Here is a 23,469-nt window from a genome sequence, read left to right as displayed (position 1 = left end):
TTCCCTCGTTCCGGAGCCTCCATGCAAGCCTATCGCCACATCGATCCAGCCGTGCTGTTCCAGGCCACCGGCCACGACCTGGAGATGTTCCGCGCCCTGTCGCAGACCTACCTCGATACGGCGCCAGCCATGTTTGCGCGCGTCGAGCAGGCCGTGCGCAGCGGCGCGGCGCCAGCCATCGTGCATAGCTGCCATACCTTGCGCGGCACCGTGGCGCTGCTGGGCGCCGGTGCCCTGGTGGCGCGGTTGGCGGCACTGGAGCAGCTGGTGCGCCACCAGGGCTTGGCGGCACCGGACTGGCTGGCGGAAACGGCAGTGCTGGTCGGCGCAGTGGAGCAGGAAGTACACCGCAGCCTGCGCGAGTATACGGGCGCGCAGCCATGAACCTGCGCCAGGCTGTCTTGCGCCTGGCGCACCGCTATCGCCCGCGCACCACGGCCGCCGTGGTGGGCCTGGTGCTGGTGTGCCTGCTGGCGCTGCGCATCGTCGTTTCCGGCGCGCTGCTGTACCGCGAAGCCGTTGATGACTGGAAGCAGGATCTGTCCAATCTGTCGCTGCTGCTGGCGGAAAACACGGCGCAAAGCATGACGGCGGCCCGCCTGGTGCTCGACAGCGTCAGCAACGACATCCAGGCCGCCGCCCCCGCGGACGCGCACGCGCTGGCCACCACCGTCGGCACCCCGGCCATGCACCAGATGCTGCAGCACAAGATCGGCGGCGTACCGCAAGTGGACGTGGTGTCCGTCGTCGGCAGCGACGCCAGCGTACTGGTCTTCAGCCGCGCCTATCCCGCGCCGCCCATACGCCTCGACGAGCGCGATTACTTCGAGTATCACCGGCGCCACCCGGACGGCGGCATGCATGTCAGCGCGCCCGTGCAAAACAAGGGCAATGGCGCCTGGACCTTCTACATCAGCCGGCGCATCAACAGCCCGGACGGCCGCTTCCTGGGGGTGGTGCTGGTGGGCCTGTCGTGCGACTTCTTCAGCAAATTCTTCCAGAACACCAGCATCGGCGAACATACGGCCTTTTCCCTGTACCGCAACGACTACACGCTGCTGGCCCGCTGGCCGGCCGTGCCCGCCATGATGGGCCAGCGCAACCTGACGGGCAGCACCTACCGCCTGCTGGAACAGGGCAAGACGCATGGCGTGCTGCAGGTGGACTCGCCGCGCGCGGCCGAGCAGGGGCGCACGGTCGACCGACTGGCCGGCGTACGGCTGGTGCGCGACTATCCGCTGGCCATCAACGTGACCATTACGGACGAGGTCTACCTGGCGGCCTGGCGGCGCATGCTGCGCACCATGGGCGGTGCGGCGGTCATCAGCGTGCTCGTGCTGGCCCTGGCCATCGCGCTGATCATGGCCCTGCTGCGGCGCCAGGAACGCGACGCGGCCATGGCGCTGGCGCTGCAAGCGCGCGCGGAAGCGGCGAATGCCGCCAAGTCGCGCTTCCTGGCCATCATGAGCCATGAGATCCGCACGCCCATGGCCGGTATCGCCGGCATGGCCGAACTGCTGCAGGAAACCGAACTCGAGGCGTCACAGCAGCAATATGCGCAGCGTATCGGCGATGGCGTGCAGCACCTGATGCGCATCCTGAACGACATCCTCGACCTGTCCAAGGTCGAGGCAGGCCAGATGAACATCGAACTGCGCGACTTCGACCCGCGCCTGCTGCTCGATGACGTGCTGGCCCTGCACCGCCCGCAAGCCGACCGGAAGAAGCTGCACCTTGCCAGCGAGATCGGCAACAGCGTGCCGCAACGCGTGTGCTCGGACCGCACGCGCATCGCGCAAATCCTCGGCAACCTGCTCAGCAATGCCATCAAGTTTACCTCCTCCGGCAGCGTGACCGTGCGCCTGCACCTGGAAGCGGCCACGCCGAACGGCACCAGCGCCTGCCTCGTCGCCAGCGTCAACGACCAGGGCATCGGCATGAGCCAGCAGCAGCTGAGCCGCATCTTCGAGCCGTTTTGCCAGGCCGACGACAGCATCAGCGGCGCGTATGGCGGCACGGGACTGGGTCTGAGCATCTGCAAGCACCTGCTGGCGCTGCTGGGCGGCGAGATTTTCTGCAACAGCGAGCCCGGCATCGGCTCCCGCTTCACCGTGCGCATTCCCTGCCAGGTGGCCCAGGCGCCAGGCGCCCCCACGCCGGCTCCGGAAGCGGAAGCGGAACCGGCGCCCGCTCCGGCCCCCTCCCCCCTGCCCGCGCCCGCATCAGGGCCGGGCGCGCGCATCCTGCTGGTCGAGGATACGGCGCTGAACCGCCAACTGGTGTGCCTGCAGCTGGCCTCCCGCGGCTATCACATCGACACGGCGGAGAACGGCGCACTGGGCCTGCAGGCCCTGGCCGGGCAGCAGTACGACCTGGTCCTGATGGACTGCATGATGCCCGTCATGGATGGCTACCAGGCGTGCCAGGCCCTGCGTGCCCACGAAGCGGCCAGCGGTGTGCCGCGCCTGCCCGTCATCGCCCTGACGGCTGGCGTGACCGAGGACGACCGGCAGCGCTGCATGGCGGCCGGCATGGACGACTATCTGTCCAAGCCCTTTACGGCCGCCCAGCTGCGCGCAATGGTAGAGCGCTGGCTGACGCGCTAAGTAAGCCGGGCCGGCGCTGAATACAACAACTTCCGCATAAAAATCATTTTATTCGATGAAATCAATTATATTCGCTATAATTGACAAATCAACGTGCCAGTGACGCCGGACATCCGCGCGGAATGGACAACCTGGCAGACCTTGCGGAGGCAGCATGCGGCAGTACAGATACTGGAAGGCCATGGCCTGGGAGCGCTGCGATACGCGCATCCTGCTGTCGCTCTTCATGGCGGTCCTGCTGGCGGGGCTGTGGAGCATCACCATGCTGCAATTGCAGCGCGCGCACGACGCCGCCATCACCGATGCCGGGCGCGAGGCGCGCAGCATGGCGCGCGTCTTCGACGAACACGCGATCCGCACGATCGAGGCGGCGGACCAGGCGGTCACCTACCTGCGCGGCCGCTACCAGGCGCTGGGCAACCGTCTCGACATCGTGGCGGACCTGCAGCAAGGCCTCAATCCCGGCCCCCTGTACAACCTGTTTACCATCGTCGACGAACGGGGCGACACGGTACTGTCAAGCCGCCCCTTCAAACCGACCAACCTGGCCGACCGCGAACACATCCGGGTACACATGCAGCGCGACAGCGGCGAACTGTATATCAGCAAGCCGGTGCTGGGGCGCGTGTCGAAAAAATGGTCGATCCAGATGACGCGCCGCATCAACCATGCCGATGGCCGCTTCAAGGGCGTGGTGGTGGTTTCGATGGACCCGTATTACTTTACCCGCCTGTACGACGAAGTCGACCTGGGCGACAACAGCTCCATCACGCTCGTCGGCAGTGACGGCGTGGTGCGCGCGCGCCGGGTCGGCGCCGTCAACACCATCGGCCAGGATGTCGACGGCAGCAAGGTATTTTCTCTGATGCAAGGTAACACGCGGGGCAGCTTCATCGAGCGCAGTCCCGTCGACGGCACCCTGCGCATTTACGCCTTCGAAAAACTGGCAAACTATCCGCTCTACATGCTGGTCGGACTGGACCGCAATACGGTATTGGCCGACTACGTCTCGCGCCGCAACCAGGCCTTGCTGATGGCCGCCGTCACGAGCGTGCTGATCGTGCTGTCGTGGGCGGCGCTGGTGCTGCTGATCGGCCGCCTGGTCGACAGCCGCGCCAGGGCCATCGCCGCCAGCGAGGCCAAGTCGCGCTTCCTGTCGAACATGTCGCATGAATTGCGCACGCCCCTCAATGGCATCCTCGGTTTCTCCGAGCTGCTGCTGGAGCAGCTGCGCGAGCCGGAACAGGCCGCCTACGCGCAAACGATACAGGACAGCGGCCGCCAGTTGCTGGCCATGGTCGAGGCGGCGATGGAACTGAGCGCGCTCGAAAACGACCAGGTGCGGCTGGAGTCTGCCGCTGCGCCGCTGGACCAGCTGCTGGCGCTGGCGCTGGCGCCGCACCGGCAGTGCGCGGCGCACAAGGGCCTGCTGCTGGCCTCGCACATCGCGCCAGGAACGCCGCCCAGCATCGATTGCGACCGCGTGCGTCTGGTGCGCGTGCTCGACATCCTGCTCGACAATGCCATCCGCTACACGTCCGCAGGGCGGGTCGATGTCCACGTCATGGCGAGTGGCGCGGACCTGCAGATCGAGGTGCGTGATACGGGCATCGGCATCGCGCAGGCGCAGCAAGCCGACATCTTCGACAAATTCTCGCAGGCGGACGACTCGCCGAGCCGCGCCCATGGTGGCGCCGGGATGGGCCTGGCCATCGCGCGCCAGCTCGTCACCTTGATGGGCGGCAGCATCGGCGTGACATCCGCGCCGGGCCACGGCGCGGCCTTCCGCTTGCGGCTGCCGCTGCGCGGCACGGCCCGTGCTATGGCGGAGGACGGCAAATTGACCACACTTTCGCATGTATAGTCGTACGTAAAAGTTGTCCTGCGTGCATATCGGGTATAGCATCGCCCCATGACCTATCACACAGATGCGGCGGCGGTACGCAGACAATGGATCGAATGGCTTTTTTTACTCCTCGGCTTGCTCCTCGTGGCTGCCGCCCTGGCCTATGCGCACCTGGCCGAAGCCGCGCGGCACGAGGCGGCCGAGCGTGAACGGCTCAGCGTGCTGACGGCACTGCTGGCAAAAAATATCGAAGTCGACCTGGCGGCGACCAACCTGGTTCTCGGCGGCGTGATCCGCGACTATCTTGGCGATGGTGCTGCGGCGGGCTCCGCGCAAGCCCTGCACCGGCGCCTGACAGCGCTGGTCGACGCCATGCCGGGCGTGCGCACCATGCTGGTCATCGATGCGAAGGGCAAGCCGATCGCCACCAATATCGCGGAACTGGCCGACCAGGATTTTTCGCGCCGCAGCTACTTCCAGACGGCGCGCGACGCCCCTGATGCGCGCATGCTGTACATCTCGGCGCCCTTCCTGTCCTACAAGGGCGACCTGGTCATCACGGCGTCGCGCATGGTGCAGGACCAGCAGGGCCGCTTTGCCGGCGTGGTGGTGGCCACCCTCGATCCCGAATACTTCACGGCCAAGTTCCGCACCGCCATGTATGCCCCCGACGTCTGGGCCGTGGTGCTGCATGGCGACGGGCGGCAATTCCTGAACTATCCCGCCAGGGCTGCGAATGGCGGCAAGGTGGACCTGCCCGGCAGCTTCCTGCGGCGATTTCGCGACAGCGGCTATCAGGCTGGCGTCCTGAGCGGCGTCGAGATTGCCGGCGCCGCTACACCCCGCATCATGGCCATGGCGACCATCGCGCCGCCCGCGCTGCACATGGACCGTGCCATCATCATCGGCCTGAGCCGCGAAGAAGCGGCCATCGCCGCCCCGTTGCGGCGCCAGGCGCTGGCCTACGTCCTGTGCTTTGCCACGCTGGCGCTGGCCGGGGCCAGCCTGCTGTTCTGGAGCCAGCGGCGGCGCCGGCAGCAGGCCGCCTGGCATGCGGAACAGGAAATGGAGCGCCAGGCCATGCAAGCCGTGTCCGACAGCGAAACACGCTTTCGCACCTTGATCGAAGATGCGCCCGTGGCCATCGCCATCCTGCGCCACGGCCGCTTCATCTACTCGAATCCGCGCTACCGCAGGCTGCATGGCTACTCGTTCGAAGACGATCTGAACGGTCTGCCCTGGTCCGCCATGATTTCCGCGCAATCGCAGGCGGCACTGGCCACCAACGAAGCGCTGATCGAGGCGGACTCGCCCAGCGAACAGGTGTTCGAAGCCATCGGTATGGGCAAGCAGGGCCTTCCCGTGCCCGTTTTCAAGACCACCACGCGCGTGATGCTCAAGGATGGACCGGCCACCTTGATCTTTGCACAGGATATTTCCGCGCAAAAGCAGGCCGAAGAGGCCATGCTGCTGGCGCGCGATGCGGCAGAGGCGGCCAACCGCAGCAAGGCGGAATTCCTCGCCAACATGAGCCATGAAATCCGCTCGCCGCTGAACGCCATCCTCGGCATGGCATGGCTGCTGGAACGGGGCAAGCTGGACAGGGAAGGACTCGAGATGACGCGCAAGATCCGCGCCGCCGGCCAGTCCTTGCTGGGCATCATCAACGACGTGCTCGACGTGTCGAAAATCGAGGCGGGCCACATGAGCATCGAACAGGCGCCGTTCCACCTGGCCGAGGTGATCGAGAAGATCGCCGCCAGCATGGGCGTGGCCGCGCATGACAAACCGATTGAGGTGCGGATCGGGCCGCTGCCCGATGGCGTGGACCAGGTGCTGGGCGACGCGCTGCGGCTGGAACAGGTGCTGGTCAACCTGACCAGCAATGCCATCAAATTCACGGCGCAGGGTACGGTCGAGCTGTCGAGCGCACTGGAAAGCCGCGACGGCGACGCCGCAGTGCTGCGTTTCAGCGTGCGCGACACGGGCATCGGCATCGCACCCGAGGTGCAGGAATCGATCTTTTCCGCCTTCGCCCAGGCCGACACGTCCACCACGCGCCGCTTCGGCGGCACGGGCCTGGGCCTGACCATCTGCCGCCAGCTGGTCAGTCTGATGGGCGGCTCACTGCATCTGCAAAGCCGCCAGGGCCAGGGCAGCGAATTCAGCTTCACGGTGCCGCTGCAACTGCTGCCCGCCGCCACCCTGTCCTCGCCGGACATGCAAGCCCTGCATGCCTTGCTGGCCGATGCCAATGCCGACGCGCGCGAGGCCGTTGCCGCCGTGGCGCAGGGCCTGGGCTGGCGCGTGCATGCCGTCTCCGACGGGCGGGCGGCCCTCGACTATGCGCTTGCCTGCGCCGAAGACGCGCGGCCCGGCGTCGTCCTGCTGGCCGCGCGCATGCCGGAGCTGGACGGCGAAGCGACGGCGCGCGCGCTGCGCGAATACCTGCCGCCACAAGATTGCCCCGTCGTCATCCTGGCAGCGGGCGGCGTGCCGGCCACGCGGCCGGCGCGGCGCGATACCGACCCGGCCGATCCGGCCGACGCCATCCTCAACGAACCGGTGACCGCTTCCAGCCTGTACAACGCGACGATGGAAGCGCGCCAGCAGCGCGCCCGGGCCGCCGGCCTGGACGCCACTCTTGTGCCGCTGGAAGAACGCGTACTCGCCGGCGTGCGCGTGCTGGTGGTCGATGACAGCGAAATCAACCGCGATGTGGTCAAGCATATCCTGTGCGATCAGGGGGCAGTGCCATCGTTCGCCTGCGATGGCAGGCAGGCGCTGGACTGGCTGCTGGCCCACCCCGCCGATGTCGACATCGTGCTGATGGATGTGCAGATGCCTGTCATGGATGGCTTGCAGGCGACGCGCGCCTTGCGCCAGCTGCCGCAGTTTCAGGACTTGCCCGTGGTGGCGCTGACGGCCGGGGCGTTCCAGACACAGCGCACGGCGGCGCTGGAAGCGGGCGTGAACCATTTCATCAGCAAACCGTTCGACGTGCCGCAGACCATCGCCCTGATCGCGCGCGCGCATCGGCGCCACGCGCAAGGTCTGCCAGCCCTGCCGCCGTTCGTGACCGAAGCGACGATGTGCGTGCCGCCGTGCGGCGCAGCAGCCGTGATCGACCTGCAGCAGGGCATGGCGCAGTGGCTCGATGAAGCGCCCTACCGCCAACATCTGTCGCGTTTTGGCAGCAACTATCGCAATACGGTGGGCGCCATGCGCGCGCTGCTGGCAGCCGATGCGCGCGACGATGCCGCCGCGCTGGCGCACAAGCTGGCGGGCGAGGCTGGCAGCCTGGCCCTGCCCGCCACCCTGCAAGCCGCGCAGCAAGCGGAACAGCTACTGCATGCCGGCGACGATGCGTCGGCCGCGCTCGACACGCTGGAACAGGCGCTGGCGCGCGCCATCGAGGCGGCCGCCGCACTCACGGCACAGACGCCGCCCGGCCAGCCGGCCATGCCAATGACAAAATGATCACTATGAAAACTCGGGGGATGCCATGATCTGGTGCAGGGATTTGCTGCTGAGGGCCTTGATGCTGGGCATGCTGCTCTTCGTCGTGGGCGAATCGCTGTCCTACTGGACGCCGGAACTCAAAAAACTGCTGGCCTGGCGCCCTTTCTGACAGCTTAGCCTTCGCGCCCATCCACCCTGACACGCCACAGATAGGGCGCATACACGCACGCATACAAGCCAAAGGCCAGCGACCAGCACGCGCCGGCAGCCAGCAGCAGCGGCATGGACAGCGAGGCGGGACCGACAGCGGCCAGCAGGCGCGCCAGCGCGCCCAGCTGTATCAGCCAGTACATCGCCGCTTCCGCCCGGCCGCCCTTCAAAGGACGGCCCGTGTGGCCCAGGGTGGTGCGCGTCATCATGCCGATGATCAATCCCGCCATCGAGCCCACCGTCAGCGCGTGAAATGCGGCGCTGGCCGTCAGCAGCCCCATACTGGCGGCCGCCAGCAGCGCAAAACCGACGCCTATCCACGCATACGACAGGTGCAAAATCCACAGCAAGGGCACGCGCAGCGTGCGCTGCGGCTGCCAGGCCAGCAGATTGGCCAGCGAGACGCCGCTTGCCACGAGAGCCAGTGGCGCCGTCAGCCAGGCCGGCGCGTCTGCCAGCCATGCGATGGCGGCGGCCGCCATGCAGGCCACGGCGACCAGCGCGCGCTGCGGACTGGCCACCGGCGTGCTGCCTGGCGCACCGTTGCGGGTAAACATGGGAATGACGCGCGCGCCGATCACCGATTCAATCAGCACGATGATGAAGATGGCCGCCTGCACGGGCACGAACAGGGATAACGTCAGCCAGCCCAGCACGGCCGCGTGGAACAGGCCATTGGCCAGCGCCAGCAAGGCCAGCAAAGCGACCAGGAACAGGTTGCGCGTATTACCGGAACGGCGCAGCACCTGGTACAGGGGCCAGGCGGCCAGCGGCAGGAACAGCCACTCGACCAGCGCCGGCACCAGCCCGGGGCCGCACAGCATGGCGATGCGCCCCGCCAGCCACAGCGCCGCCAGCGCCATCAGCTGCGCGCCGTGCGGCGTGGGCAAGCCCGTCCAGTTGCGCCCCGCCGTATACAAAAACCCCACGACGACGGCCAGCGCGAAGCCGAACACCATTTCATGCATATGCCAGCCCAGCCCCACCTGCAGGCCGCCCGTCAGCAAGCCCGCGTAACTGGCCAGCCACCAGGGAATGCTGATGGCCGCAAACACGGCCGCCAGCAGGTAAAACGGGCGAAAGCCCAGCTGCCAGACGGCATGGCAGGCATGCCAGGGAGCGGCGCCGTGGGCGGCGGCAGAAGAAGATGGTTCGCTGATGGGAGTAATGGCCATGATGGACTCGTTTTTAAAAGTATATTCGATAAAGATATATCCAATATACTACTTTAAAAGCGCAACAACCGCCATCGGCATAAAGGACTAGAGCGATAGCGACAAGTGCCCATGGGGTCTGACCCGGCGGGTCAGACCCTGACTACTCGGCTACTTGCCTTGCCGGTGCTCGACCGCATACACGGCCGCCTGCACGCGGCTGGTGAGGTTGAGTTTTTTCAGCACGTTCTGCACGTGGATCTTGACCGTGCTTTCGGCCAGGTCGAGGGTGCGCGCGATGCCCTTGTTGCTCTCGCCGCGCGACAGGCAGTCGATGATTTCCTTTTCGCGCGGCGTGAGCTTGTCAAGTTCCGACACGGGTTCCTCGCGCCGCGTGCCCGCCTGCAGCTGTGCCACCAGCTTGCCCGTCATGGCTTCGGCGATGACGACTTCGCCGGCGGCCGCGCGGCGGATCGCGCGCACCAGGTAGTCGGCGTCGATATTCTTGATCAGATAGCCGCATGCGCCCGCGCGCAGGGCCGTCGCCAGATCCTCCGCGTCTTCCGACACGGTGAGCATGACGATGGCCGTGTCGGGACAGTCGTGCTGCATCAGCTGCAGCGCTTCCACGCCCGACATGCCGGCCATGTTCAGGTCCAGCAGCACCACGTCAGGCTGCAGCTGGATGGCGCGCTTGATGCCTTCGACGCCATCGGCCGCTTCGCCCACCACGGAAAACTCGGCATGCCGCTGCAGCAGCGAGCGTATGCCGCTGCGGAACAGCGCGTGGTCGTCCACCAGCATGACGGTGATCGGTTTATCGGGAGTCTCCATTTTTTTGTACTTTCAGATAGTGGCTTAGGCGGCGCGGCGCTGTTCGCGCGACAGGTGCAGTTCGACGGTCGTGCCGCCACCGGGACAGGCGTGCACGTCGAACGTCGCGTCGATGCGCTGTGCGCGCTCGCGCATGATATGGATGCCGACATGGCTGTCGCCCTTTTCCAGCACGGCGGCAGCATCGAAGCCGACGCCATTGTCGCTGATCGTCAAGGTAAAGTCCTGGTGATCGGCGAGGCGCACCTCGACATGGCTGGCCTGGGCGTGCTTGCGGATGTTCGACAGCGCTTCCTGCACGATGAATAGTAACTGCAATTGCTGCTCGCGGGGGAATGGCGCGCCGTCGACATCGGCCAGCAGCTCGGCCTCGATGCCCGTCTGGCGGCGGAATTTGTCGATTGCCGCCCGCAGAGAGCCGATCAGGTCGTCCTCCATCAGGCGGCTGCGGAAGTTGGCCAGCAGTTCGCGCACGTCCTCGTAGCTTTCCTTCACGCCCGCATGCAGGGCCGGGACGATGCCAGCCACTTCATCGAACCGCGCATTGCGCACGGAGTCGTCCAGCATCTGCACCTGCAGGTTGAGGAAATTGAGGCTTTGCGCGATGCTGTCGTGCAGGCCCTGCGCCACCAGGTTGCGCTCCTCGGAAATGGCCATCTCGCGCTCGCGCGCGGCCAGGCGCAGGTTTTCCAGCGCGATGCCGAGCAGCTGGCCCAGGGTTTCCAGCAGCGCCAGCTCGCGCGCGGAAAACACGCGTGCATGGCGGAAGTGCAGGTTGAAAAAGCCCAGGTGCTGTTCGTGCGCATGGATGTGGAAGACGGAGACGGTGGCAAAACCCTCGCGGTGGCAGCGCAGCTCGTGCGCCTTGTCGATGCGGCGCATGTCGTGCACCTTCGCCACCTTCATCTCGACGGCCGTGCCGCACAGGCAGTCGCCCACTTTCAGGCAATGCTCGGACGCCACCAGTTCCTCGGACAGACCCGTATGTACCACCATGTGCAGGTTGCCCCGTTCGGCGTCGAGCACGCGCACGGTGGAGCCATCGGCCTCGAAATAGTCGACGATGCGCTGCATGAAGCCGCCGCAGATGTCTTCCAGCGGCTGCGGGCGCTGCAGGAAAGCGGCGCTTTCGTACAGCAGCGCCAGTTCGCGGTTGCGGTACTCGAGCGTGGCCGTCTTGCTGCGCACGCCCTCTTCCAGATTGCCGTACAGCGCCTGCAGGCGGTCGGCCATCTGGTTGAAGCCACTGGCCAGCTGGCCGAATTCGTCATTGCTTTCGACGGCCAGGCGCACGCTGAAATCGCGCTCCTTCATGCGCTGCATGCCCAGGCGCAGCCGCGTGACGGGCTCGATGATGAGCATGAACATCAGGTAAATCATGCTCACCGTGCCGATGACGGCCATGCCGACCAGGATCAGCTGCGAGGCACGCAGCCAGAAGGTGCGCTGCTCGCTATCGTGCTCGATCAGGCGCACCAGCTGGTCGACCTGGCCGACGAAAGTATCGGCGTCACGCTCGAACTGGCGCGCGCGCGCGGAGGAATCGGCGCCCAGGGCGGCCGGACGCAAGGCGCCGCGCCAGGTGGCGCTGATGCGCTCGAATTCCGATTTGATGGCAGTGCTGGGGGGCAGGAACAAGGGGCGCTGCGGGTCGCCGTGGCCGATCTTGGCCAGGGTCTCGTCGATCAGCAGCACCTGCTGGCGCGCCTGCTCGCGCGCGTCGCTGGCCAGCAGCAGGGTCAGGCGGTAGGTCTGCATGCGCAGCCGGCCCGTTTCATTGATGGCGGCGGAACTGCCTTCGAGCTGCCACGACAGGAACAGGGTGCAGCCGATGGCGCTCAGGGCCAGTACCAGCATGAGCAGCAGCGCGCCGACGATCTTGGTCGACAGCTTCTGCCAGGAGGAAAACATCGCCTTGAATTTCATACCGCCCTTGAGTGTAAATACAAACTGCCTCAGCCGCCCGTCTGTGCCATGAACCGGATAATCTTGTCCGGCTGCGTATTGAAATCATGCTGCTGCGGCTTGAGTTCGATGGCGGCGCGGATCGCCGCTTCAATCTCCGCATCCGTGGCCCCGCCGCGCAGCATGGGGCCAAGGGCGAATTTCTCTTCCTGCCCCAGGCACAGATACAGGGTACCATCGACGGACAGGCGCACGCGGTTGCAGGTGGCGCAAAAATGCTGCGACATCGGCGTAATGAAGCCGATGCTCGAGCGGCCATCGGCTGTCGCCATATAGCGTGCCGGTCCGCCACCGAGTTCTTGCGCCTGCGGCACCAGCCCAAAGCGGGCCGCCAGGCGCTCGCGCACGGGCCCCAGCGGCATGTAGCTGGCATTGCGGCCCGTGCTGCCCATCGGCATGGCTTCGATCAGGCGCAGGATGAACTGCTGCTCGATGCAAAACGCCGCCATGGCCTCGATCTGGCCGTCGTTGACACCGCGCATGGCCACCATATTGATCTTGATCGGGTCGAAACCGGCCGCCTTGCCCGCCATCAGGCCATCCAAGATAGGCTGCAGGCTGTCGCGTCCCGTGATCTGCTGCATGCAGGCGCGGTCCAGCGAGTCCAGGCTGACGTTGATGCGGTCCACGCCCGCCGCGCGCAGGGCCACGGCGTGCTTGCCCAACTGGGTGGCATTCGTCGACAGCGACAGATCCTGCAAACCGGGCAGCGCGGACAGCCGCTGCGCCAGTTCGGGCAGCTTGCGCCGCAACAGCGGCTCACCGCCTGTCAGGCGCACGCGGCGCGTGCCGAGACGAACAAAAATACCCAGCAAGCGTTCGATCTCGTCGAACGTCAGCCAGGCCTTCGGCTCCTCGAACCCGCGAAAGCCCTTGGGCATGCAATAACTGCAGCGCAAATCGCAGCGGTCGGTAACGGACAGCCGCACATAATCGATCGAACGGCCAAAACGGTCCTGCAACTTGACGCTACCCATGACGCTACTCCTGATTCTTCCGTGATTGTAAAGGCTGGGGCACGATCTGGCTGTGCCCCAGAAGGCCTAGCGGCCTACGCCTTCTTGCCTATTGCACCAACGGGCTGCCTGTGTCTTCGACGCTGGCACCTTCCAGCTCGATGCCGGCGATGTCGGCGCGCCCCACCAGCAAGTGCAGGTACTGGTGCACGGCGCGCTGCCACGCGGCGCGCGCCAGGCGGTCGGCGATCTGCGCCTGTACCGCCTCGTAGGCGATGGCCTGGCCTTCGACCCGGCGCAGCACCTGCACGATGTGGTAGCCGAAGCGCGTTTCCAGCAAGTGGCCGGCCAGCGCGCCCGCCTCCAGGCGGAACAGCAGCGCGTCAAATTCCGGCACGCTCTGGCCCGGCGACAGCTGGCCCAGGTTGCCGCCCAGCGCGCCCGACGGGCAGTTCGAATACTGCGCCGCCAGTTCGGCGAAGCGTTCCGGCGCCAGTTTGAGGGCGTCGAGCACGGCTTGCGCCGTCGTGCGCAGCAGCTCCAGGGGCGCCTCCGGCGTCACCTGGAACAGGATGTGGCGTGCCTCGACCAGCGCGCCACTGCGAAACAGCTGCGGGCGCTGCGCATAAAAGGTGCGGCAAGCCGCATCGTCGGCCGGCGGCACGCGCACTTCCTGCTCGAACAGCGCTTCGACCAGGGCATCGTCGCTATCTGCCTGCAAGCCCAGGCGCCGAGCCTCGTCCAGCAGCAGGCGGCGCAACACCAGTTCATGCACCGCCTGCTTGAGCGGATTGCCCGCCTGCTGGTGGTGCGGCAGTTCCTGCGCGATGTCGGCATCGTCGATATCGATGCCGTTGACGGAAATTCCCATGATGATTCTCCTTTCAATGACCGCCTTAGCGGCGGCGCACCAGTTGATAGGCGCGGCCAAGATAGCCAATGGCGCCAAAGCCGCTCCACACGTGCACCAGGCGGGTGAACGGGAAGATGACGAACAGCGACATGCCCATGAACAGATGCAGCTTGAACACCAGCGGCGCATCGACGATGAAGCTGGCGGCGTCGCCGCGGAAGGTGACGATGTGCTGCGCCCAATTCATCAGCAAGACCATCATGTGGCCATCCATGTGCGAAGCCGAGACAAAGATCGACGACAAGCCCAGCAGCAAGGTCAGCAAAATCCACAGCATCACCAGCTTGTCGCCGGCCGTGGTGACGGCGCGCAGCCGGTCATTGGAAAAGCGGCGCACCAGCAGGATCAGCAGGCCCGCAAGGCACAGGCCGCCCATGATGCCGCCAGCGGCCATGGCCACGCCCTGTTTCAGGCTGTGCGTCACGCCCAGCGTATCCCACACCCAGACGGGCGTGAGCAAGCCGGCCGCATGGCCGAACAGCAGGCCGATGATGCCGACGTGGAACAGGATATTGCCCAGGCGCAGGCTGCCACGGTGCAGCAGCTGGCTGGAATCGGACTTCCACGTGTATTGCTCGCGGTCGAAACGGATCAGGCTGCCGAGGAAAAAGATGGCCAGCGCGATGTATGGATAAATGCCATACACAAATTGATGCAAGTAATTACTCATGATGTACTCTCCTCATGCGGGCGCAAACGGCCAATTAAGCGGCGCGCCGCGGCTGCGGGTGAAAATGCACGGGATGGACGCCGCCCGGGGCTTGACGCAGCAAGGGCTCGACGCCATCCGCACCGGGACCGAAGGTTTCCAGCGCTTCATCCATATCGCGGATCGGCGGTTCGGCCAGCATTTCGGCCGCCACGGGGCTCAGGCGTTCGAGCACCGTGAAGACCGGCGCATACGGACTGCCGTTGGCCGTCAGCTTGCGGCCGATATGCGCCAGCACATGGACGGCGTCGCCCAGCAGCGGCGCCGATGCCGCCTCGTCGAGCTGCGCCAGAAATTCCAGGAACAGCGGCACGAAGTCGGGCAAATCGTCGCCCGTCATCTGCAAGCCATGGCGTTTGTATTCCTCCATCAGGTCAACCATGGCCTGGCCCCGGTCGCGCGATTCGCCGTGGATATGCTCGAACAGGTGCAGCGAGTGCGACGGATTGCGGTCGAACGTGGCCACGTACTGCTGCTGCAGGTCGATCAGGCTGCTGCTTTCCAGGTGCGCCAGCAAGGGCCGCAACAGCGCCTGCTGTTCCGGCACGGCCGCCAGCGCAGAGTCCAGCTCAGGCAGGTGAGCGATCAGCTCGGGCTCGGGATACAGCAACAGGCGCGAGAGGATTTGATACTGATTCATAGCGTGTGTCATCTCAGCTCCTTAAGCGCCAGGCGCCGTTTTGCGCGACTTCGGCATCTGCATGAAGATGGCCGAACCGTGTTTTTTCTTGCCGAACAAGGTCGGCTCGCTGCTGCCGTCCGAGCAGCCGTTGCCGAAGCTGAAGCCGCACGAACCCTTCTCGTTGAAGCTGTCCTCGGCCATTTCCTTGTGGCTGCTGGGGATGACGAAGCGGTCTTCGTAATTGGCGATGGCCATGATGTGGTACATGTCCTCCACCTGCGCCTGGGTCAATCCTACTTGCTTCAATACGGTCAGGTTCTCCACCTTCTCGACCGTTTTGCTGCGCATATAGGCACGCATGGCCAGCATGCGGTCCAGCGCCGTGACGATGGGCGGCTGGTCGCCGGCCGTCAGCAAATTGGCCAGGTATTGCACGGGAATGCGCAGGCTTTGCGTGTCCGGCAGCATGCCGTTCACACCCAGCTTGCCCGATTCGGCGGCCGCCTGGATCGGCGACAGCGGTGGCACGTACCACACCATCGGCAAGGTGCGGTATTCGGGATGCAGCGGGAACGCCACTTTCCACTCGACAGCCATCTTGTAGACGGGCGACTTGACGGCCGCATCCAGCCACAGGTCCGGGATGCCCTGGCGGCGCGCCTCGGCGATGATGGCCGGGTCGTGCGGATCGAGGAACAGATCGAGCTGCGCCTGGTACAGGTCCTGCTCTTGCGGCACGGAGGCCGCTGCCTCGATCTTGTCGGCGTCGTACAGCAGCACGCCCAGGTAGCGGATGCGGCCCACGCACGTTTCCGAGCACACGGTAGGCTGGCCAGCCTCGATGCGCGGGAAGCAGAAGGTGCACTTCTCGGCCTTGCCGGACGACCAGTTGTAGTAAATCTTCTTGTACGGGCAACCGGAGATGCACATGCGCCAGCCGCGGCACTTGTCCTGGTCGATCAGCACGATGCCGTCGTCTTCGCGCTTGTACACGGAGCCCGATGGGCACGACGCCACGCACGTCGGATTGAGGCAATGCTCGCACAGGCGCGGCAGATACATCATGAAGGTGTTCTCGAACGTGCCGTACATCTCCTTCTGCATGTTATCGAACAGCTTATCTTTGCTGCGCTGGGCAAATTCACCGCCCAGGTCATCTTCCCAGTTCGGACCCCACTCGATTTTTTCCATCTTCTTCCCCGTCAGCACGGAGATCGGACGGGCCGTCGGCGGCGTCTGCGACAGCGGCGCACTTTGCAGGTGCTCGTAGTCGTAGGTGAACGGCTCGTAGTACTCGTCAATCGCGGGCAGGTTCGGGTTGGCGAAGATATTGGCCAGGATTTTCAAACGGCTGCCCTGGCGCGGCTCGATCTTGCCCGCGTCCGTGCGGCGCCAGCCGCCATTCCACTTGTCCTGGTTTTCCCACTGCTTCGGATAGCCGATGCCCGGCTTGGTTTCAACGTTGTTGAACCATGCGTACTCGACGCCGTCACGGCTGGTCCATACGTTCTTGCAGGTGACGGAACAGGTGTGGCAGCCGATGCACTTGTCCAGGTTCAGCACCATGCCGATTTGCGCTCTGATTTTCATACTATGCTCCTTCTTCCTGCAACGGGCCTTCGAGCCAGTCAACCTTGTTCATCTTGCGCACCAATACGAATTCATCGCGGTTGGAGCCCACCGTGCCGTAGTAATTGAAGCCGTACGCCAGCTGGGCGTAGCCGCCGATCATGTGCGTCGGCTTGGGCACGGCGCGCGTCACGGAGTTATGGATGCCGCCCCGCTTGCCCGTCATCTCCGCGCCAGGCACGTTGATGATCTTTTCCTGCGCGTGGTACATCATCGTCATGCCGGCCGGGATGCGCTGGCTGACGACGGCGCGCGCCGTCAGGCTGCCGTTCACGTTGAAGACCTCGATCCAGTCGTTGTCGACGATGCCGGCCGTCTTCGCGTCGGTCTCCGACAGCCACACGTGCGGTCCGCCGCGCGACAGGGTCAGCATGCGCAGGTTGTCCGAATACGTGGAGTGGATGCCCCACTTCTGGTGCGGCGTCAGGAAGTTCAGCGCCAGCTCCTTGTTGCCGTTCGGCCTAGTGCCCAGCAGCGCTTCCGTCGTCTTCGTGTTGATGGCCGGCTTGTACACGCACAGGCCTTCGCCGAAATCGCGCATCCACAGGTGATCCTGGTAAAACTGCTGGCGGCCCGTCAAGGTGCGCCAAGGGATCATTTCATGCACATTCGTATAGCCGGCCGTGTAGCTGACTTCTTCGCTTTCCAGGCCCGACCAGGTAGGCGAGGAAATGATCTTGCGCGGCTGCGCCTGCACGTCGCGGAAGCGGATGCTGTCATGCTCGCGCGGCTTGGCCAGATGCGTGTGCTCGCGTCCCGTGATGCTTGAGAGCGCGGCCCAGGCCTTGACGGCCACGTGGCCATTCGTTTCCGGCGCCAGGGTCAGGATCATCTCGGCCGCATCGATGGCCGTGTCCAGGCGCGGCTGGCCCTTGGAGACGCCCTCTTCGAGCACCGTGCGGTTGATGCCGCGCAGGATCTCGACTTCATGCCCCGTTTTCCAGGAAATGCCCTTGCCGCCATTGCCGATGCTTTCCAGCAGCGGTCCGATCGAGGTGAACTTCTTGTAGACGTCGCGGTAATTGCGCTCGACCACCGTCATGTTCGGCATGGTCTTGCCAGGCACGGCTTCGCATTCGCCGGCGCGCCAGTCCTTCGGATCGAAAGGCTGACCCAGTTCACCGGGGGTATCGTGCATCAGCGGCGTGAGGATGATGTCTTGCTGGGTGCCCAGCAGTTCGCCGCCTATTTCCGAGAATTTTTCGGCGAGGCCCTTGTAGATTTCCCAGTCCGACTTCGATTGCCACAGCGGCTGCACGGCTTCCGACAGCGGGTGGATGAACGGATGCATGTCCGAGGTGTTCAGGTCGTCTTTTTCATACCAGGTGGCCGTCGGCAGCACCACGTCGCCATACAGACAGGTGGTCGACATGCGGAAGTCCAGCACCACCAGCAGATCGAGCTTGCCTTCGGCGGCCGGGCGCACTTTCACCTGTTTCGGCGTGATGCAGTCGTCTTCGTCGCTGAGCAAGCCATTCTGCGTGCCCAGCAGGTATTTCAGGAAGTACTCGTGGCCCTTGCCCGAGCTGCCCAGGATGTTCGAGCGCCAGACAAACATATTGCGCGGGAAGTTGGCCGGATTGTCCGGGTCGTCGCACGAAAACTGCAGCTGGCCAGCCTTGATCTGGTCGAGCGCATATGCGGCCGGTGCCTGCCCCGCCGCCTTGGCGGCCTTGGCCACTTCCAGCGGATTGGTTTGCAACTGCGGCGCCGATGGCAGCCAGCCCATGCGTTCAGCCTTGGCGTTGTAGTCGAGCAGGGTCAGGTCGCCCGTGCCGCCGGCCGCCGATGGCGAGGCGATGTCGCCCGTTTCCAGCTTTTCGTGGCGCCATTGGCTCGTATGGGCATAGAAGAACGAGGTGCCGTTCATCTGGCGCATCGGGCGCACCCAGTCCTGGGCGAAGGCCAAGGGAGTCCAGCCCGTTTGCGGACGCAGTTTTTCCTGGCCCACGTAATGGGCCCAGCCGCCGCCGGACTGGCCGATACAGCCGCACATCATCAGCATATTGATGATGCCGCGATACGTCATGTCCATGTGATACCAGTGATTCAGGCCGGCGCCCACGATGACCATGCTCTTGCCGCGCGTCTGGTCCGCATTTTGCGCAAACTGGCGCGCCACGGTGATGACGTCGGCGCGTTTCACGCCCGTGTGCTTTTCCTGCCATGCGGGGGTGTACGGCACATCGTCGTCATAGCTTTCCGCCACGTTTTCGCCACCGAGGCCACGGTCGATGCCGTAGTTGGCCAGGGTCAGGTCGAACACGGTGGTGACCAGGGCGGTCGTGCCGTCGGCCAGGCGGATGGTTTTCACCGGCACCTTGCGCAGCAGCATGTCGGACGCATCCTTGCCGCCGAAGTAGGCGAAACCCACTTCCGTGACGGCGTCGCTGTCGTTGATCATGGACAGCATCGGCACGATGGGCACGCCGCTGCCACCGGCCTTCTGTTCCAGGTTCCACTTGCCCGACTCGCCCCAGCGGAAGCCGATGGAGCCGGCCGGCGCGGTAATCGCACCCGTGGTTTCGTCGATGACCAGGGTTTTCCATTCCGGGTTATTCGTTTCGTCGAGGTTGTTGTCCAGGTGCGAAGCGCGCAGGAAGTAATCGGGCACCAGGGTGCCGTTATGCTCCTTGAGCAGCACCAGCATGGGGAAGTCCGTGTACTGGCGCGCATAGTCGCGGAAGTAGGCGCTCTGCCCTTCCGAGTGGAATTCCTTGAGGATGACGTGGCCCATGGCCAGCGCCAGCGCGGCGTCCGTGCCCTGTTTCGGCGCCAGCCAGATATCGCCGAACTTCACCATTTCGCCGTAATCGGGCGAGATGGCCACGGTTTTCGTGCCCTTGTAGCGCACTTCCGTGTAGAAGTGGGCGTCCGGCGTGCGCGTCATCGGCACGTTCGAGCCCCACACCATCAGATAGGTCGAGTTGTACCAGTCGGCCGATTCCGGCACGTCCGTCTGTTCGCCCCACACTTGCGGACTGGCCGGCGGCAAGTCGCAGTACCAGTCATAGAAGCTCAGGGCCACGCCGCCGATCAGCGACAGGTAGCGCGTGCCGGAGGCATAGCTGACCATGGACATGGCGGGAATCGGCGAGAAGCCGACGATGCGGTCCGGGCCGTATTTCTTGATCGTCAGCGCATTCGCGGCGGCGATGATTTCATTCGATTCGTCCCACGTGGCGCGCACGAAGCCACCCAGGCCGCGGATGGATTTGTACTGCTGCGAGCGCACGGGGTCCTGGCTGATCCAGTCCCAGGCGGTGACGGGGTCCATGGTCTTGCGCGCTTCGCGCCACATTTCCATCAGGCGGCCGCGCACCATCGGGTATTTCACGCGCTGCGCCGAATACACGTACCAGGAATAGCTGGCGCCGCGCGGGCAGCCGCGCGGTTCGTGGTTGGGCAGGTCGGGCCGCGTGCGCGGGTAATCGGTTTGCTGGGTTTCCCAGGTGATCAGGCCATTCTTGACATACACCTTCCAGCTGCAAGAGCCGGTGCAGTTCACGCCATGCGTGGAGCGCACGATCTTGTCGTGCTGCCAGCGCTGGCGATAGGCGTTTTCCCAGGTGCGGTCTTCGTCGACCACGGTGCCATGGCCGTTCGAGAACGGCTCGGCAGGCTTGCTAAAAAATTTAAGACGGTCCAGAAAGTGACTCATGCTACCTCCACATTGCGCCGCAGGAGCGGCGCCAGGTCATAAAAACGCTGCAAGCAGGATGGCTCAAGCGTCGATACAAACAGTCTATCGATGTGCCCTGCCCGGCGGTATTGGCAAGAAGTCGGTTTCGCGCACCAGGAATGCATAGGTGGGTAGTCACTATTGCCTATGGGCGCCGCGACCGTGCTGCGGTATACCTGTCGTCATCGTTCAACACAGAGAAAGAGCACCATGTCGATTACCGATTACGCCAGCCTGCTGCGCAGCGCCCGCGACCAGGAACAGCCGCAACGCCTGCTGTTCACCTTTACCCAGGCACAGGCACAGCCAGGCGGCCAGGGCAAGTCCCTCACGCCCGTGATGTGCGCCGACAAGCTGCCCGATGAACTGGGCAGCTTCGAGACATTGATGGAGGAGTCGAAACAGATGCAGACGCACTGGGACGTGGTCTTCGTGGCGGGACTGGCGGGCCAGGACGGCCAGCCGCCCGCCGCGCAGGAATGTGAAGCGCCGCTGCGCGCCATGGTGACGGCCATCGAGCAAGGCCGCATCGACGGCCTGCTGGCGTTTGACCGCAGCGGCGATTTGTTACGGTTCAGCTGAGGGAACTTGTCGGATTACGCCCTGCGGGCTAATCCGACCTACCAGACGAAGCAACTGGGGTGGGAATGCGATGTAGGTCGGATTAGCGGGGCAGCGCCACGCGTAATCCGACACATTGTTGACGGCGCCCTGTTGGATTACGCTACGCTAATCCAACCTACCTGCTACCTGGCCGCATCGGGCCACGGGCGCTCATGCAGATGGCGCGCCCGTTCGATTGGGCATACGAGCGGCAAAAACTGCTGCTGGCGCGCCGAATACGCCATCAGGGCGCCGCTGTCGATATCGAAATACCAGCCATGCAGTTTCAACACCCCCTGCTCCACCCGGCGCTTCAGCCAGGGATAGGTCAGCAGGTTGTCCAGCGACTGCAGGATGCTGGCCAGCTCGCACGCATGGTGCTGCTCTTCCGATGAGCGGTGCGCCAGCTCGCGCCGCACGCGCTGCGCCACCGGTTCGGCGATGCGCATCCACTGTCCCACGAAGTCCGTTTCCTGCCCTTCCGCGCGCGGCTGCGGTTCCAGCAGCGCGCGAATGCCGCCGCAGCGCGCATGTCCCAGCACGATGACCCTGGCCACTTCGAGCTTGCAGACGGCAAACTCGATGGCCGAGCTGACGCCGGGCGGCGCGTCGGGCGTGCACGGCGGCACCAGGTTGGCGATATTGCGCACCACGAACATGTCACCCGGGTCGCTGCCCGTCAGCAGCATGGGGTCGACGCGCGAATCGCAGCAGCCGATCAGCAAGGTCGTGGGACGCTGCCCGTCGCGCAGGCTGTCGTACAAGGTCTGCGGCTCGCTGAAGTACTGCTGCTGAAACAGGCTGAAGCCGTTGACGAATTTTTCCAGTTCTTCCATGACATACTCTCATTTCTTCAACGTCTGGCAAGAACGACTTGCCAGACATTCCAACTTTAGCAAGGCATAGCCGCATTCTTGCGCGCATAGCACCACCAGGTGATCGCGATGCAGCTGACATAAAAGCCGATGAAGCACCACAGGGCCGCGTCGGGGCTGCCCGTCAGCGAAATCGAGGTGCCATAGCTTTTCGGGATGAAGAAGGCGCCGTAGGCCGCCACGGCCGACGTGAAGCCCAGGACTGCCGCGCCTTCCTTGTTGGCGTCGACGATGGCTTGCTCCTGCGCCGCCTTGCCTTTGCCGGCGGCCGCGCGCTGGTGCTCCGTCAAGAAGATCACGGGGATCATGCGGAAGGTCGACGCATTGCCGATGCCCGTACCGGCGAACAGCAGCATGAACATCCAGAAGAAGCCCTTGAAACTACCGCCCAAACCTGCTTGCGGCATGAAGTACAGCACGCCCAGCACGGCGCCTATCATCAGCAGGAAGGACCACAGGGTGACGCGGGCGCCGCCCAGTTTATCGGAAATCACGCCGCCGGCCACGCGCGCCAGTGCGCCGACCAGAGGGCCGAGGAAGGCGTAATCGAGGGGATTGACGTCAGGGAACTGGATCTTGATCAGCAGTGGGAACGCGGCCGAATAACCGATGAAGGAACCGAAGGTGCCCGTGTACAGCCAGCACATGAGCCAGTTGTGCTTGCGCTTGAAGATCACGGCCTGTTCGGAAAACGAAGCCTTGGCCGAGGCCAGGTCATTCATGCCGAACCATGCCAGCAAGGTACTCAAGGCGATGAATGGCACCCAGATGAAGCCCGCGTTTTGCAGCCACATGTCCTTGCTCACGCCATTCTTGACCCAGGTGAGCGAATCGCCGCCCCAGGCGCCGAAGACGGCGAAGGTGATCACCAGCGGCACGACGAACTGCACCACCGACACGCCCAGGTTGCCCAGGCCCGCATTCATGCCCAGCGCAAAGCCCTTGCTCGCCTTCGGATAGAAAAAGCTGATGTTGGCCATCGACGAGGCGAAATTGCCGCCGCCGAAGCCGCACAGCAGGGCCAGGATCAGCATGGTCGGATAGCCCGTATTCACATCCTGCACGGCCAGGCCGATGCCGATGGCGGGAATCAGCAGCGAGCCCGTGGAAATGGCCGTCCAGCGGCGGCCGCCGAAAATCGGCACCATGAACGAGTAAAAGATGCGCAAGGTGGCGCCGGACAGGCCCGGCAAGGCCGTCAGCCAGAACAGCTGGTTGTTACTGTAGGTGAAACCGATGTTGGGCAGGTTGACCACCACCACGCTCCACACCATCCACACGGCGAACGCCAGCAGCAGCGCGGGAATCGAGATCCACAGATTGCGCGCAGCCGTGGACTTGCCCGTGTTTTGCCAGAAACTGGGGCTTTCCGGCTCCCAGGTATTGATCATATAGCGGCTCAT

At 64.6% G+C, this 23,469-nt stretch carries 17 protein-coding genes; 6 read left to right on the top strand and 11 right to left on the bottom strand.

The annotated features are described in order from the left end of the window. Nucleotides 1-21 precede the first annotated feature (21 nt). The 5 genes from FJQ89_RS03520 to FJQ89_RS28560 all read left to right on the top strand — a co-directional run bounded on the left by FJQ89_RS03520 (nt 22) and on the right by FJQ89_RS28560 (nt 8,083). Entirely contained in the window at nt 22-384 is a 363-nt protein-coding gene (locus FJQ89_RS03520) for an Hpt domain-containing protein (protein ID WP_168208350.1), read from the top strand. Continuing rightward, on the top strand, nt 381-2,606 hold the full coding sequence (locus tag FJQ89_RS03515) for a hybrid sensor histidine kinase/response regulator (protein WP_141169062.1): 2,226 nt from the start codon (nt 381-383) through the stop codon (nt 2,604-2,606). The genes FJQ89_RS03520 and FJQ89_RS03515 overlap by 4 nt, the downstream gene beginning before the upstream one ends. Before the next feature lie 154 nt (nt 2,607-2,760). Continuing rightward, nucleotides 2,761-4,470, top strand: coding sequence for a sensor histidine kinase (locus FJQ89_RS03510; RefSeq protein ID WP_243136403.1), 1,710 nt, complete (start codon nt 2,761-2,763; stop codon nt 4,468-4,470). Nucleotides 4,471-4,518: 48 nt separating this feature from the next. After that, complete coding sequence (locus tag FJQ89_RS03505; protein WP_141169061.1) at nt 4,519-7,932, top strand: response regulator; 3,414 nt, start codon at nt 4,519-4,521, stop codon at nt 7,930-7,932. A 25-nt stretch (nt 7,933-7,957) separates the two neighbouring features. Continuing rightward, a complete protein-coding gene (locus FJQ89_RS28560) occupies nt 7,958-8,083 on the top strand; it encodes a hypothetical protein (RefSeq protein WP_279239623.1) in 126 nt (41 codons plus the stop codon). A 4-nt stretch (nt 8,084-8,087) separates the two neighbouring features. On the opposite strand, the gene FJQ89_RS03500 is transcribed toward FJQ89_RS28560, so the two are convergent. The 9 genes from FJQ89_RS03500 to FJQ89_RS03460 form a co-directional block, all read right to left on the bottom strand. After that, nucleotides 8,088-9,299: an NnrS family protein gene (locus FJQ89_RS03500; protein ID WP_141169060.1), complete on the bottom strand. Its 1,212-nt coding sequence runs from the start codon at nt 9,297-9,299 to the stop codon at nt 8,088-8,090. Between the two features lie 150 nt (nt 9,300-9,449). Continuing rightward, nucleotides 9,450-10,112 (bottom strand): response regulator, encoded by a 663-nt coding sequence (locus FJQ89_RS03495; protein ID WP_141169059.1) that lies wholly within the window; start codon nt 10,110-10,112, stop codon nt 9,450-9,452. Between the two features lie 24 nt (nt 10,113-10,136). Further along, nucleotides 10,137-12,023 (bottom strand): type IV pili methyl-accepting chemotaxis transducer N-terminal domain-containing protein, encoded by a 1,887-nt coding sequence (locus FJQ89_RS03490; RefSeq protein ID WP_243136402.1) that lies wholly within the window; start codon nt 12,021-12,023, stop codon nt 10,137-10,139. A gap of 44 nt (nt 12,024-12,067) precedes the next feature. Next, nucleotides 12,068-13,054, bottom strand: coding sequence for a GTP 3',8-cyclase MoaA (gene moaA / locus FJQ89_RS03485; RefSeq protein ID WP_141169057.1), 987 nt, complete (start codon nt 13,052-13,054; stop codon nt 12,068-12,070). Nucleotides 13,055-13,142: 88 nt separating this feature from the next. After that, nucleotides 13,143-13,904, bottom strand: coding sequence for a peptidylprolyl isomerase (locus tag FJQ89_RS03480; RefSeq protein ID WP_141169056.1), 762 nt, complete (start codon nt 13,902-13,904; stop codon nt 13,143-13,145). A 25-nt stretch (nt 13,905-13,929) separates the two neighbouring features. Further along, nucleotides 13,930-14,616 carry a respiratory nitrate reductase subunit gamma gene (gene narI, locus FJQ89_RS03475; protein WP_141169055.1) on the bottom strand — a complete coding sequence of 229 codons (687 nt, stop codon included), beginning with the start codon at nt 14,614-14,616 and terminating at the stop codon, nt 13,930-13,932. A gap of 34 nt (nt 14,617-14,650) precedes the next feature. Beyond that, nucleotides 14,651-15,295, bottom strand: a complete 645-nt coding sequence (gene narJ / locus FJQ89_RS03470) for a nitrate reductase molybdenum cofactor assembly chaperone (protein WP_141172609.1) — start codon at nt 15,293-15,295, stop codon at nt 14,651-14,653. A 21-nt stretch (nt 15,296-15,316) separates the two neighbouring features. Continuing rightward, nucleotides 15,317-16,867, bottom strand: coding sequence for a nitrate reductase subunit beta (narH, locus tag FJQ89_RS03465; protein ID WP_141169054.1), 1,551 nt, complete (start codon nt 16,865-16,867; stop codon nt 15,317-15,319). Nucleotide 16,868: 1 nt separating this feature from the next. Next, nucleotides 16,869-20,567 (bottom strand): nitrate reductase subunit alpha, encoded by a 3,699-nt coding sequence (locus FJQ89_RS03460; RefSeq protein WP_141169053.1) that lies wholly within the window; start codon nt 20,565-20,567, stop codon nt 16,869-16,871. Nucleotides 20,568-20,798: 231 nt separating this feature from the next. Between FJQ89_RS03460 and FJQ89_RS03455 the strand changes: the two genes are divergently transcribed. Further along, the gene (locus tag FJQ89_RS03455) at nt 20,799-21,170 is read left to right on the top strand and encodes a ribonucleotide reductase subunit alpha (protein WP_071077550.1); all 372 of its coding nucleotides are present in this window, start codon (nt 20,799-20,801) and stop codon (nt 21,168-21,170) included. A 164-nt stretch (nt 21,171-21,334) separates the two neighbouring features. Here FJQ89_RS03455 and FJQ89_RS03450 read toward each other — a convergent pair whose 3' ends face one another. Both FJQ89_RS03450 and FJQ89_RS03445 read right to left on the bottom strand, forming a co-directional pair. Further along, nucleotides 21,335-22,027, bottom strand: coding sequence for a carbonic anhydrase (locus FJQ89_RS03450; RefSeq protein WP_071077551.1), 693 nt, complete (start codon nt 22,025-22,027; stop codon nt 21,335-21,337). Nucleotides 22,028-22,083: 56 nt separating this feature from the next. Beyond that, on the bottom strand, nt 22,084-23,469 hold the full coding sequence (locus tag FJQ89_RS03445; protein WP_141172607.1) for a NarK family nitrate/nitrite MFS transporter: 1,386 nt from the start codon (nt 23,467-23,469) through the stop codon (nt 22,084-22,086).

The organism is Janthinobacterium tructae (genome assembly GCF_006517255.1).
Lineage (GTDB): Bacteria > Pseudomonadota > Gammaproteobacteria > Burkholderiales > Burkholderiaceae_D > Janthinobacterium > Janthinobacterium tructae.
Note: the sequence above shows the minus strand (reverse complement) of the source record. Positions and strands in the feature narration are given on the sequence as shown.